At 61.4% G+C, this 12,506-nt stretch carries 9 protein-coding genes; all 9 read right to left on the bottom strand.

Annotated elements, in window-relative coordinates; all coding sequences use genetic code 11:
* Position 1: 1 nt before the first annotated feature.
* Entirely contained in the window at positions 2–1,552 is a 1,551-nt protein-coding gene (locus GTP55_RS11810) for an alpha-N-arabinofuranosidase (protein ID WP_161045123.1), read from the bottom strand.
* Positions 1,553–1,570: 18 nt separating this feature from the next.
* Positions 1,571–3,517, bottom strand: coding sequence for a glycoside hydrolase family 97 protein (locus tag GTP55_RS11805; protein ID WP_371868332.1), 1,947 nt, complete (start codon positions 3,515–3,517; stop codon positions 1,571–1,573).
* Positions 3,518–3,608: 91 nt separating this feature from the next.
* A complete protein-coding gene (locus GTP55_RS11800; RefSeq protein WP_161045121.1) occupies positions 3,609–4,376 on the bottom strand; it encodes an SDR family NAD(P)-dependent oxidoreductase in 768 nt (255 codons plus the stop codon).
* A gap of 120 nt (positions 4,377–4,496) precedes the next feature.
* On the bottom strand, positions 4,497–6,065 hold the full coding sequence (locus GTP55_RS11795; protein WP_161045120.1) for an aldehyde dehydrogenase (NADP(+)): 1,569 nt from the start codon (positions 6,063–6,065) through the stop codon (positions 4,497–4,499).
* Complete coding sequence (gene araD1 / locus GTP55_RS11790) at positions 6,062–7,054, bottom strand: AraD1 family protein (protein WP_161045119.1); 993 nt, start codon at positions 7,052–7,054, stop codon at positions 6,062–6,064. The genes GTP55_RS11795 and araD1 overlap by 4 nt, the downstream gene beginning before the upstream one ends.
* Positions 7,055–7,149: 95 nt before the next feature.
* The gene (locus tag GTP55_RS11785; RefSeq protein WP_110849403.1) at positions 7,150–8,892 is read right to left on the bottom strand and encodes an IlvD/Edd family dehydratase; all 1,743 of its coding nucleotides are present in this window, start codon (positions 8,890–8,892) and stop codon (positions 7,150–7,152) included.
* A gap of 132 nt (positions 8,893–9,024) precedes the next feature.
* Positions 9,025–10,083, bottom strand: coding sequence for an aldose epimerase family protein (locus GTP55_RS11780; RefSeq protein ID WP_161045118.1), 1,059 nt, complete (start codon positions 10,081–10,083; stop codon positions 9,025–9,027).
* Positions 10,084–10,155: 72 nt separating this feature from the next.
* Positions 10,156–11,103: a glycoside hydrolase family 43 protein gene (locus GTP55_RS11775; protein WP_161045117.1), complete on the bottom strand. Its 948-nt coding sequence runs from the start codon at positions 11,101–11,103 to the stop codon at positions 10,156–10,158.
* Between the two features lie 16 nt (positions 11,104–11,119).
* Entirely contained in the window at positions 11,120–12,472 is a 1,353-nt protein-coding gene (locus GTP55_RS11770) for an MFS transporter (RefSeq protein WP_161045116.1), read from the bottom strand.
* Positions 12,473–12,506: the final 34 nt, after the last annotated feature.

The raw sequence follows: 12,506 nt of genomic DNA, 5'->3' as shown, positions 1-12,506 counted from the left end.
CTTACTCCACCGCTACCACGATGACAGCCTTGGCCGGAACCTTGACCGTCAGCTTGCCATCCGCGCCGGCTGCTGCGCTAAACGCCACAGGCTTGATCGCATTCGGCGACTGGAAGGTGTTATGCGTATCCATGGCGGACGCGGTCAGCAGATTACCCTTCACCGACTTGACGGTCTGGCCCGGAATATTCAGCGCCACATCGGCAGGCTTGTTCGGATTGGTGTTCACCAGCGCCACATAAAGTTTGCCGTCCGCACCCCGCGCAGCCGAAGCGCTAATCTCAGGCACCCTGAAACCGCCGGCGCTGTAGTCAGGATTATCCTTCAACGAGATCGGCAGCGAAGTCGCGCCCTGGAACGGCACGTACATCTGGTAGGCGTAGTAGGTTGGCGTCAGCAGCATCTTATCCTTGTCGGTGATGATCATCGACTGCAGCACATTGACCATCTGCGCGATATTCGTCATCCGCACGCGGTCTGCGTGGGCGTGGAAGATGTTGAAGTTAAGCGCCGCGACCACCGCATCGCGCAGCGTATTTTGCTGGAACAGGAAGCCAGGATTGGTGCCCTTCTCCACGTCATACCAGGTGCCCCACTCGTCGACAAACAGGCCCAGTTTCTTTTCCGGATCGTTCTTGTCCATGGCGGCGGTGTTCTTCTGGATATGCGTCTCCATGCGCATCGTATTGGACAAGGTAGAGATCCACTCGTTTTCCTGGAAGCCGGTCGAAGCGCCTTTTACTTCCCACTTGCCGGTCGGGATGGTGTAGTAGTGGAAGCTGATGCCGTCGGTCTGCTTCTTCAGTTCCTTGCTCAATACCTCGGACCAAGTAATGTCATTGTCGTTGCCGCCGCTGGCGATGATCTTCGGACGATACTGTTTAGGCGCGCGCAGGAAGGTCTCGACCTGCTTGTACAGATCCGAGTAATACTGCGCGCTCATATTGCCGCCGCAGCCCCAGGCCTCGTTACCGACGGCGAAGTAAGCGACCTTGAACGGTTTGTCGTGGCCATTCTTGCGGCGCATATTGGCCAGTGTCGACTTGCTGTCGGAGGTCATGTACTCCACCCACTCCGACATTTCCTGCGCGCTGCCGGTGCCCAGGTTGCCGTTGACGTAGGCGTCCGCACCCAGCATCTCCACCAGGTCGAAGAATTCGTGCGTGCCGACGGCGTTGGATTCGTCCACGCCGCCCCAGTTGGTATTGACCTTGACCGGACGCTTCTCGCGCGCGCCGATGCCGTCACGCCAGTGGTATTCATCGGCAAAGCAGCCGCCCGGCCAGCGCACCAGCGGCACGTGGATGTCTTTCAGCGCGCCGACCACGTCGTTGCGCCAGCCCTTGGTATTCGGGATCTTCGATTTTGGGCCGACCCACAGGCCTTCATAAATGCCGGTGCCCAGGTGTTCTGCGAACTGGCCGTAGACGTCCTTGTTAATCACCGCGCCTGGCTTGCCGGTGTCGATGGTCAGGCTGACCGCATCGGCAGCGAATGCGCCACCGGCGGTCATCATGCACAGTGCGAGTACACCACGTTGGATTGGGTTCATTTCTCAGTCTCCTTGATTTTATAGTTGGATGACAAAGCCGCCATGCGGCTTGATGGTTACTGCTACTTTTTTGCCGGCAGCGATGCTGCGCTGGCTAAAACTGCGCGTGCCGTCGCCATCGGTGATGATGACGCCCTGCTTGTTGCCGATGAAGGACAGGTCCAGCGTCAGCGTTTTGTCGGTGGCGTCGCCGTTGATGCCGGCGATGTACCAGGTGTCGCCGGCGCGCCGGGCGATAACGGCGTATTTGCCGGGATAGCCGTCTACCAGGCGGCTGTCGTCCCAGCTGCGCGGCAGGTTTTGCATGAACGTTTTGACGTAATCAGGCACGGTCGCCATGCCTTCGGGGATCTCGACGAAATGCTGGATACCGGACAGGTACAGCACCGATGTCGCCAGTTCAAAGCCGTTGCTGCTGGCGCGCTTGATCTTGGGGATGTCGCCAAACACCACCGGCGTGAAGTCCATCGGGTCGAACAGGTTGCGCGCGAACGGCAGCATGGCCGCGTGCGATGGCATCTTGTCTTCGTCCGCCTGTTCAAAGCTGGTGAACTCAAATCCGCGCACTGCTTCCATGGTCATCAGGTTGGGCCAGGTGCGGTTCCAGCCGCGCGGCAGCGTCGCCCCGTGGAAGTTGACCAGCAAGCCGGCATCGGCGGCGTCGCGCAGGATGTCGATGTAGTAGGCAATCATCGACTGGCCGTCACCGCCAAAGAAGTCTATCTTGACGCCCTTGACGCCCATCTCACTGAGACGTTTGAATTCCTTGACGCGCTGCGCATGCGTCAGCAGCTGGCTCTTGGGCGTGTACTCTGTTTTATTCCAGTCGCCGGATGAGTTGTACCACAGCAGAAGGCCGATATTTTTGGTGGCGGCGTAGTCCGCAAGCTGCTTGACTTTGTCGTAGCCGATCTTGCGATCCCAGTCGGCGTCGATCAGCGTGTAGTCCCATTTCATATCCGCCGCGTAGTCGATGAACTTCTTCTGTACGTCGTAAACGGTAGCGTCATCTTTAAGGATGCCCCAGCTCCACGAAGCATGGCCAGGCTTGACGCGCGCAGCGTCAAAGGGAACTGCGGGTGCGGCCAGGTCGGTGCCGAGCGTGGAGTTGGTGACGGTGGCCAGCGGGCCGAGGGCAATGATGCGCCATGGGGAGGTCAGCGTGCCTTCCGTTTCCGCCATCAGGCCGCCGTTGGTATAGACCTCGGCCGCCATCGGGTTGCCGATGCTGTATATGCCACCGGTTGAATCTTGCGCGAGGCGCGAGGCTTGCCAGCTGCCGTCCATATTGGCTTCGGAGATCGCTACCCAGTTGGCGCCGGTCTTGAACAATGCCGGGAATACCCATCCGGCTTCCGTCGGCGCTTTGGTGCCGGCGGCGATCTCCATCTGGTAGTGCTCTTCGTAAGATGGATTGGTGTTGCTCCAGCCGGTTTGGGCGACGGCCATTGGTTGCAGCCAGGCCTTGGCGCCGCCTGGCAGCGCGAAGGTAGTGTGTTCCTGTACCAGCTTTTTCAGCGGCAGCGAGGTGTCGGCGACGATGTAGCGGAAGGCTACGCCGTCGTTCGATACGCGGAAGACGATGTCGATTTTTTGCTGTTTTTTGTTCTGCAGCGACCAGGTTTGTTCGTTGGCGCGGTAGGTGATGTCTTTGCGCTTGCCGACGGCCATCTGGTAGTGGTCTTCGACCGCGTGCGGCGTGGAGGTGGCCAGCAGCGTCAGGTCGTCGGTCAGGTCGGCGCCGGCCAGTTGCAGGCCAAGCTCGGACTTCAGAAGGACTGGCTTGCCGTCGCGCGCGATGGCATACGTCAGCCGGCCGTCAGTCTGGCTCACGGTGACGGCGATGTGATTGTCCGGGCTGCTCAGCGCGGCGGGTGGCTGGGCGGCGGATTGGGCTGCCAGCGGCGTGCCGATAGCGGCCAGGGATGCGGCGCAGGTCAGCGCCGTGACTACGGTTGTCTTCACCATGTTCCTACCATTTATCTATGGTTGTGATACCCCGCCGCGTCGATGCGCGGTGTCTCCGGGGGCGAACGGTGCTGCTACTACATATGACTTATACCCAGCCTGCGTCGACGATAAATTCCTGTGCGGTGCACATGGCGCCATCGTCGGCGGCCAGGAACAGCACCATCGACGCCACGTGCTGCGGCATCAACTTGTTCTGCAAGCACTGGTTACGCTTGATGTCTTCTTCGCCCGCTTCGTCCAGCCACAGGTCGATCTGGCGTTGCGTCATCACCCAGCCCGGCGTGACCGTGTTGACGCGGATGCCATGCGCGCCGAACTCGCGCGCCAGGCCGCGGGTCAGGCCATGCGTGGCCGCCTTGGTGGTGGCGTAGGCCGGATAGCCGGCGTTCTTGACGTGCCACGAGATCGAGCCGATGTTGATGATCGAACCGGCGCCCTTTTTCTTCATGCCTTGCAGGACCGCCTGGCAGGTGAAGAACATCGGACGCTGGTTGATGGCAATGCACTTGTCCCAGAATTCGGGCGTGACGTCGGCGGTTTCGTGGCGCTGGTCGTTGGCGGCGTTGTTCACCAAAATATCGAAGTCGCCAACCAGGCCGGCGAGTTCGGTGATGGTGGCCTGCAGCGCAGGGATGTCTGTAATGTCACACTGGCGGAACAGCGGTTCGGGGTAACCGGCCTCCTTCACGCGGCGGATCAGCGCCAGGCTGGCGTCGCGGGCGATGTCCACGAAAGCGACTTGCGCGCCCTGCTCCGCGAAGGAAATCACCATGGCTTCACCGATGCCGGTGCCGCCGCCGGTAATGAATACGCGCTTGCCGCGCAGGCTGCCGAACTTGGCCAGTTGTGTCATACAGTCTCCCTTGTTATCTTCGCCCGGCTGTCGCTCCGGCGAAAGCCGGACGGTGCGCCGCTGCGACCTATACTGAGCATGCGTTCTATGGGTCCCGGCGTTCGCCGGGACGACGCTGTCTTAGTTACGGGTTAGTTCGCCTTCGCGGCGCAGCCAAGTGGCCGAGCCGTTGTCGCGCAGGACTTCAGGCAGCAAGGCTTGCGACAGGTTCTGATAGCACACAGGACGCAGGAAACGCGTGATTGCCCCCGTGCCGACCGACGTGCTGCGGCCATCCGAAGTCGATGGGAACGGACCACCGTGCACCATGGCGCTGCAAACCTCCACGCCAGTCGGGTAGCCATTCGCCAGAATGCGGCCCACTTTGCGCTCCAGCACCGGCAGCAGCGACTGCGCCGCTTCCAGATCGCCTTCGTCCATCATCAGCGTGGCGGTCAGCTGGCCTTCCAGCTTCTCCGCGACCTGGCGCAGTTCCGCCACGTCCTTGCACACCACGACCAGCGACGCCGGGCCAAAAATCTCTTCCTGCAGTGCGTGCTGCGACAGGAACGACGCTGCCGACGACACGAACAGCGCCGGCGCCCCCTTGCCTTCCGCTTGCGGCGCGAGCGCCAGCGTCGTCACGTCCGCATGTTCGGCCAACTGGTTTACGCCACGCGCGAAGTTACCGGCGATCCCCGGCGACAGCATCGAGCAGGCCGCGCCACCCACCAGCGCCTGCGAAGCGGCAGCGGTAAAGCGTTGCAGGTCCGGCCCATCAATCGCCAGCAGCAGGCCGGGGTTGGTGCAAAGCTGGCCGACACCCATGGTCAGCGAAGCGGCGAAACCGGTGGCGATGTCCTCGGCGCGGTTCTTCAGCGCTTCCGGCAGCAAGAACACAGGATTGATCGAGCTCATTTCCGCATACACCGGAATCGGCACCGGACGCGCTGCGGCAGCAGCCACCAACGCCATGCCGCCCCCACGCGAGCCGGTAAAGCCGACTGCCTTGATGGCCGGATGACGCACCAGCTCAATGCCCAGCTCATTGCCCACACCGGTCAGCAGCGAGAACACGCCTGCCGGCAGGCCGCAAATCTCCACCGCTTTGACGACAGCGCGGCCCACCAGCTCCGAGGTGCCTGGGTGCGCAAAGTGCGCCTTCAGCACCACCGGGCAGCCGGCGGCCAGCGCCGACGCGGTGTCGCCGCCGGCGACAGAAAAAGCCAACGGGAAGTTACTGGCCGCGAAAACAGCCACAGGGCCAAGGCCGATCATGCGCATGCGCAGGTCGGGACGCGGCGGCGTCCGATCCGGCAGAGCTTTGTCAAAGCGCACATCGTGCCACGAGCCTTCGCGCAGCAGGTTGGCAAACAGTTTCAGCTGGCCGACGGTGCGGCCACGCTCACCTTCCACGCGGGCGCGCGGCAGGCTGGTTTCTTCCATCACGCGTTCGACCAGCACATCGCCCAGCGCCATGATCTGCTCGCCGATGGTTTCGAGGAAGGTGGCGCGCTTGTCGTCGCTCAGCGCGCGGTAAGCGTCAAATGCTTCGTCGGCCAGGCGGCAGGCCTGGTCGATCTGCGAAGCGTCCACGGTGCGGAACTCAGGTTCGATGACCTGGCCCAGCGCCGGGTTGTATGCGCGGACGCCGGCGCCCGTGCCCTTGACGGCTTTGCCGCCGATCAGTGCATCACCAGTAATGATCATAAGGTTTTCACTTTCGCGACTTCGGTTTTGTACACGGCCAGCTTGTTGCGCAGCGCCGGGCCAAATTGCGGCGAATCGATTTCAAACGTTTCGCCAGGCTGCACCACGATGTTGTCGGCCACGCTCAGGGTGGCGGTGCCGAAGAAGTGCACATGCACGTCGCCGGGACGCTTGAACAACGGGTACTTGAAGTGGTGGTGTTCCAGATTGGCGATGGTGTGCGACATATTTTGTTCGCCGCTGAAGAACGGCTTCTCCCAACGCACTTTGCCTTCCTTGTCGTAGATGCGGGAGGTGCCTTCGATGCTGGCTGGCGCTTCGCCGACCAGCAGCGCCGGACCCAGGCCGCAGACGCGCAGCTTGGAGTGCGCCAGGTACAGGTAGTTCTGGCGTTCGGTCACGTGGTCCGAGAACTCGTTACCGATGGCGAAACCGACGCGATAAGGCTGGCCGTCGTCGCCAATCACGTACAAGCCTGCGACTTCCGGCTCTTCGCCGCCGTCCAGCGCGAAGTCCGGCATCGACAGGTCCTGGCCGCTGGCGGCGACAATGGAACCGTCGCCTTTGTAGAACCATTCCGGCTGCACGCCGGCTTGACCGGCGGCTGGCTTGCCGCCTTCCACGCCCATACGGAACATCTTCATGGAGTCGCTCAGCGATTCGACGTCGCCGCCGATTTTCTTGTGCATGGCGTCGCGGGTGTCGGCGGAGCCCAGGTGGGTCAGGCCGGTGCCGGTGACGTAGGTGTGGGCGTCGTCGGTGTGATCCAGCGGCGACAGCAGGCGGCCGGCTGCGGCCACGGCGTCGAAGGCGGCGGTTTGTGCGCCGACTACTTTGTCCACCAGCGCGGCCAGGCCGACCGACTTGCGGATCGCATCCTGGGCCAGCGCGTAGGTGGTGCTGTAGCCGTCGATGATGCGGATGGTGTTCTGTTCCAGCACGCCGACCTGGCGCGCGCCTTGTTCGTTTTTGAATTGTACGAGTAACATGAAGAGTCTCCTAAGCGCCGTCATTCCCGCGCAGGCGGGAATCCATAGAACGCTTCTCAGTATGGATCCCCGCTTTCGCGGGGACGACGGTAGTATTAGTGCGAGTGGCGCGGCACAGCGGAGCCGCGGTTACCGACCAGGAAGTCGAAGTCACAGCCTTCGTCGGCTTGCAGCACGTGCTCGATGTACAGCTGCTGGTAGCCGGTCTTGGGACCAGGCGCGCTGCCCTGCACGCGAACCGCCTGGCGTGCCGCCATCTCTTCGTCCGAAATCTCCAGATTCAACAAGCCGCCGGCGCAGTCCAGCGTGATGTAGTCGCCATCCTTGACGATGCCCAGCGGGCCGCCGGCCATGGCTTCCGGCGCCACGTGCAGCACCACGGTGCCGTAAGCGGTGCCCGACATGCGCGCATCCGAAATCCGCACCATGTCCTTGACGCCAGCCGCCAGCAGCTTGGGCGGCAGGCCCATATTGCCCACTTCCGCCATGCCCGGATAACCTTTCGGGCCGCAGTTCTTCATTACCAGCACCGAGTCCTTATCGACGTCCAGGTCCGGGTCCATGATGCGCGACTTGTAATGCTCGAAGTCTTCGAACACCACCGCCTTGCCGCGATGCTGCATCAGTTCCGCCGTGGCGGCCGATGGCTTCAGCACCGCGCCGCGTGGCGCCAGGTTACCGCGCAGGATGCAGATGCCGCCGTCCTTGCGGATCGGGTTATCCAGTGTGCGGATGACTTCTTCGTCGTAGATCGGCGCGTCGTTGCAGTTTTCCCAGATGGTCTTGCCGTTGACGGTCAGCGCGTTCGGATGCGGCAGGATGTTACCGTCGCCCATGCGGCGGATCACGCCCGGCAGGCCGCCGGCGTAGTAGAACTCTTCCATCAGGAAGCGGCCCGACGGCAGCAGGTCGACGATGGTCGGCGTGCCGCGGCCCACGCGGGTCCAGTCTTCCAGCTCCAGATCGACACCGATACGGCCGGCGATGGCCTTCAGGTGGATCACGGCGTTGGTCGAACCGCCGATGGCGGCGTTGACGCGGATGGCGTTTTCAAAATTCTCCTTGGTCAGGATCTTCGACAGCTTCAGATCCTGCTTGACCATTTCGACGATGCGAATGCCCGACATATGCGCCAGCACATAGCGGCGCGCGTCCACCGCCGGGATGGCGGCGTTGTGCGGCAGCGAAGTGCCCAGCGATTCGGCCATACAGGCCATGGTCGATGCAGTGCCCATGGTGTTGCAGGTGCCGGCCGAGCGCGAGTGCCCCGCTTCCGCGCCGATAAATTCGTGCATCGAGATTTCGCCGGCCTTGACCTGCTCGTGCAGCTGCCAGACGGCGGTGCCGGAACCGATGTTCTTGCCGTTCAGTTTACCGTTCAGCATCGGGCCGCCGGTAACGACGATAGTCGGAATGTCGACCGAGGCAGCACCCATCAGCAGCGCCGGGGTGGTCTTGTCGCAACCGACCAGCAGCACCACGCCGTCCATCGGATTGCCGCGGATCGATTCTTCCACGTCCATCGACGCCAGGTTTCGGGTCAGCATGGCGGTGGGACGCAGGTTCGATTCGCCGTTGGAGAACACTGGGAATTCAACCGGGAAGCCACCGGCTTCGTAGATGCCGCGTTTGACGTGTTCCGCCAGTTTGCGGAAATGGGCGTTGCAGGGTGTCAGTTCAGACCAGGTATTGCAGATGCCGATAATCGGCTTGCCTTCGAATTCGTGATCAGGAATGCCCTGATTCTTCATCCAGCTACGGTACATGAAACCGTTTTTGTCTTGGGTACCAAACCACTCGGCGGAGCGCAGCTTCACCTTTTTGTCATTCTCAGACATGCAATTCTCCTCAGTATTTTCCTGTGCGGGGACGTGAATGTCATGCCCCCGCATCGATAGGGCATACTAAGATGTACTGAGATAACTTTCCAATAAATTGTTTATCGACTTCGATATCAAAATCGATATGGGTCAGGCTACGCTGAAGCGGTAGGCCATCACCGTGGAATACTCCTCGTTCGGCCGCAGGATGGTCGACGGGAAGTCGGGGCGATTGGGCGAATCCGGGAAGTGCTGCGGTTCGAGGCAGAAGCCGCTGCGATAGCCGTAGATGCGTCCTTTTCCGCTGATGCTGTCATCGAGGAAGTTGCCACTATAGAACTGGATACCCGGCTCCTGCGACAGCACTTCCAGCACCCGGCCGGACGCCGGGTCGACCACGCGTGCCGCCACTTCCAGCGCTTTTTCCGCCGATTTTTTCAATACAAAGTTATGGTCGTAGCCGGAGCCAAAGTCCAGCTGCGCGTTTTTTTGGCCGATCCGCTCGCCGATCGTGTGCGGCGCGCGGAAGTCGAACGGTGTGCCTGCCACTGGCGCCGGCGCGCCGACCGGGATCAGACCCTTGCCCACTTCCGTGTAGGCGTCGGCGACGATGGTCAGTTCGTGACCGAGAATGTCGCCCTGGCCGGCCAGGTTGAAATACGCGTGATTGGTCAGGTTGATAGGCGTCGCTTTGTCCGCCACCGCATGGAAGGCGATGCGCAACTCGTTATCGTTGCGCAGTTCATAAATGGCGGTGACTTCAACGCTGCCAGGGTAGCCCTGATCGCCGTCCGGGCTGACGCAAGACAGGATCAGGCCCGCCGATTTCGGCGTGTTGAAGGTTTCGGCATCCCACAACTGGCGGTGGAAACCATTGGTGCCGCCATGCAGATGGTTGACGCCATCGTTCAGGTCCAGCTGATGTTCGACGCCATCCAGCATGAAGCGGCCATTGGCGATGCGGTTGCCGTAACGGCCAATCAGCGCGCCGAAGTAATTCGACTGGCCCATGTACGCAGCGACGTTGTCGTAGCCGTGGCAAACGTCGGCCAGCACGCCGTCGCGGTCCGGCACGTGCAGTTCGGCGATCACGCCGCCCAGGTTACTGATCCTGGCGACCATGCCGTTGGCGTTGGTCAGCGTGTACAGCGTGGCTTCGCGGCCGTCCGGCAGCGTGCCGAATGGGGATTCAGTGATGGTTGCTTGCATCTTGGCTCTCTAATGACAAGGCGGCCGAGAGGTTTCCCTGTTCGGCCGCCAGAATATGGTGCGTTCGCGGACTTAGGCGATCGACGGTTTCCCGAATACTGGCATCCCCTGCTCGTCCCATTTCAATGGTTTGACGAACGTGTGACGGTCCGGATTCCACAGCGGGTCGCCGATAATTTCGGTGTAGGTACGAGCATGATAAACCAACATCACCGTTTCGCCATCATCCGCGACGGTAAAACTGTTGTGGCCAGGACCGTAGACCTTATGTTCAAAGTCGGTTTGCAGCACCGGCTCCTTGACCTTGGTCCATGCCGCCGGGTCCAGCACGTCGGCGTTTTCATCGGCCCACAACAGGCCCATGGCGTAGTTTTCATCGGTGGCGCTGGCCGAATAGCTGATGAAGATCTTGCCGTTCTTTTTCAGGATAGACGGGCCTTCGTTGACCCAGAAGCCACGGATCTCCCAGTCGAATTCCGGCTTGCTCAGCATGACCGGCGGGCCGCCAAGCTGCCACGGGGTCTTCATCGGCGCGATGTAGATGTTGGAATTGCCCTCGATGGCGACATCCTTCTGCGCCCACACGTAGTACAGCTGCCCCTTGTTGGTGAAGGTGGTGGCGTCCAGGCAGAAGGTGTCGATGCCGGTGTCGATCTGGCCCATGAACTCCCACTCGCCCTCCAGCGGATTGGCGTTCGTATTGCGGATCGCGTACATGCGGTGCTGGAACAGCTTGTACTTGATCTCGCGGCTCGGCGCGGCGGCGAAGTAAACGTACCAGGCGCCGTCGTTGAAGTGCAGCTCCGGCGCCCAAACCAGTTCGCTGTAAGCGCCGGTGTCAGGCTTGTGCCAGACGTCGACCTTTTCGGCATCCACCAGGCCGGCGATGGTTGTCGCGCGGCGCAGTTCAATGCGGTCGTACTGTGGCACCGAGGCGGTGAAGTAGTAATAGCCATCGGTATGGCGGTAGATATGCGGATCGGCGCGCTGCTCGATCAATGGGGTAAGAACGTTGTCCATGTCGTTTTCCAAAAAATTAAACTGCCACATAATTCTTGGCGACCAGCGTCGCCTTGATTTCGCCGTAGCGGGCATCGGTGAGACGATACCGGAACATCAGCAGGCCCATGACGGTGTGGAAGAAGCCGGGAATCACCGTCAGCATCAGCACAATGCCATGCATGGCAAAGGCGCTCTGCTCCTGGTTGGGATGATATTGGAAGTACGTCAGCAGCACGCCCACCAGTGCGCCGGCGATGCCCATGCCGGCCTTCTGGCACACGGAGATGCCGCCAAAGGCGAAACCGGAGACACGCTGACCGGTCTTGACCACGCCGTAGTCGATGGTCTCGGCGATCGCCGACCAGAATACCGGCGCGTGCAGGTCCACCACGAACGACAGCAGGAAATACAAGGCAAAGGCCAGCACCGTGTCGCCCGGCTTGACCGCGAAATACATCACGACGCTGATGATACCGACCGCAATCTGGGTCCAGCGGAACAGCTTGACCTTGCAATAGAACTTGGTGATCCAGGTCGAGGCGACCATGGACAGGATGGCCGCCGCCACGCCGGTCGACAGGAAGGCCGACACGGTTTCGGTGTTCGCGCCGAGGTAATACTTGGCGTAATAGATGGCCACCGAGCCGCGCACCACGTAGCCGATGGTGCCGACCACGCACACGGCGCACAGGATCAGCCACTGGTCGTTCTGCATCAATACCTTGATCTGGTCGCCCAGCGGCTGGCGCCGCACCTTATGCACCACGCGCTCGGTGGTGGTGAAGAAGCAGAACAGGAACAGCGCCACACCCATCGCCGCCATCAGCGCCATCGCAGCCTGATAGCCGACCGCCGCATTGCCGGCGCCCCAGCGCTCGGACAGCACCGGCACCACCACCGTCACCATGAAGGCGCCGACCTTGGCCAGGAACAGGCGGTAGCCATTGGCCGACAGCACCTGCTGCGGGTCGTTGGACAAGGTGCTGGGCAGTGAAATGTACGACACGCCCACGCCGGAAGTCATCACGGTCATGATGATATAGGTCGAATACGCCCAAACCAGCTTGGCGCTGTAGCCCCAGTCCGGGGTGGTGAAGACGAAGAACACGCTCAGGCCATACGGCACGGCGAGAAACAGCAGCCACGGACGATAGCGCCCCCAGCGCGTCATGACGGCATCGGTAATCTGGCCCATCACCAGGTCGCTGCAGGCGCCGATGATTTTCACCAGCACGAACAGCAAGGCCAGGTCGGTGGTCTTCAGGCCGTAGACGTCGGTGTAGAAGAAAGTGATCATCAACATCATCGACGAGATCACCACATTCAGCGCCATGTCGCCCGAACCGAAACCGACCTTCTCCAGCACCGACATTTTTTGATTCGACATTTTTACCTCTTCAAATGACTACGTCATTCCCGCG

Source organism: Duganella margarita (assembly GCF_009857535.1).
GTDB lineage: Bacteria > Pseudomonadota > Gammaproteobacteria > Burkholderiales > Burkholderiaceae_D > Rugamonas > Rugamonas margarita.
This window is presented reverse-complemented; position numbering and strand designations above follow the sequence as displayed.

Excerpts from the sequence above, each read along its gene's own strand:
- GTP55_RS11810 (WP_161045123.1), bottom strand. The coding sequence starts at position 1,552 with ATGAACCCAATCCAACGTGGTGTACTCGCACTGTGCATGATGACCGCC.
- GTP55_RS11800 (WP_161045121.1), bottom strand. The coding sequence starts at position 4,376 with ATGACACAACTGGCCAAGTTCGGCAGCCTGCGCGGCAAGCGCGTATTC.
- GTP55_RS11795 (WP_161045120.1), bottom strand. The coding sequence starts at position 6,065 with ATGATCATTACTGGTGATGCACTGATCGGCGGCAAAGCCGTCAAGGGC.
- araD1 (WP_161045119.1), bottom strand. The coding sequence starts at position 7,054 with ATGTTACTCGTACAATTCAAAAACGAACAAGGCGCGCGCCAGGTCGGC.
- GTP55_RS11785 (WP_110849403.1), bottom strand. The coding sequence starts at position 8,892 with ATGTCTGAGAATGACAAAAAGGTGAAGCTGCGCTCCGCCGAGTGGTTT.
- GTP55_RS11780 (WP_161045118.1), bottom strand. The coding sequence starts at position 10,083 with ATGCAAGCAACCATCACTGAATCCCCATTCGGCACGCTGCCGGACGGC.
- GTP55_RS11775 (WP_161045117.1), bottom strand. The coding sequence starts at position 11,103 with ATGGACAACGTTCTTACCCCATTGATCGAGCAGCGCGCCGATCCGCAT.
- GTP55_RS11770 (WP_161045116.1), bottom strand. The coding sequence starts at position 12,472 with ATGTCGAATCAAAAAATGTCGGTGCTGGAGAAGGTCGGTTTCGGTTCG.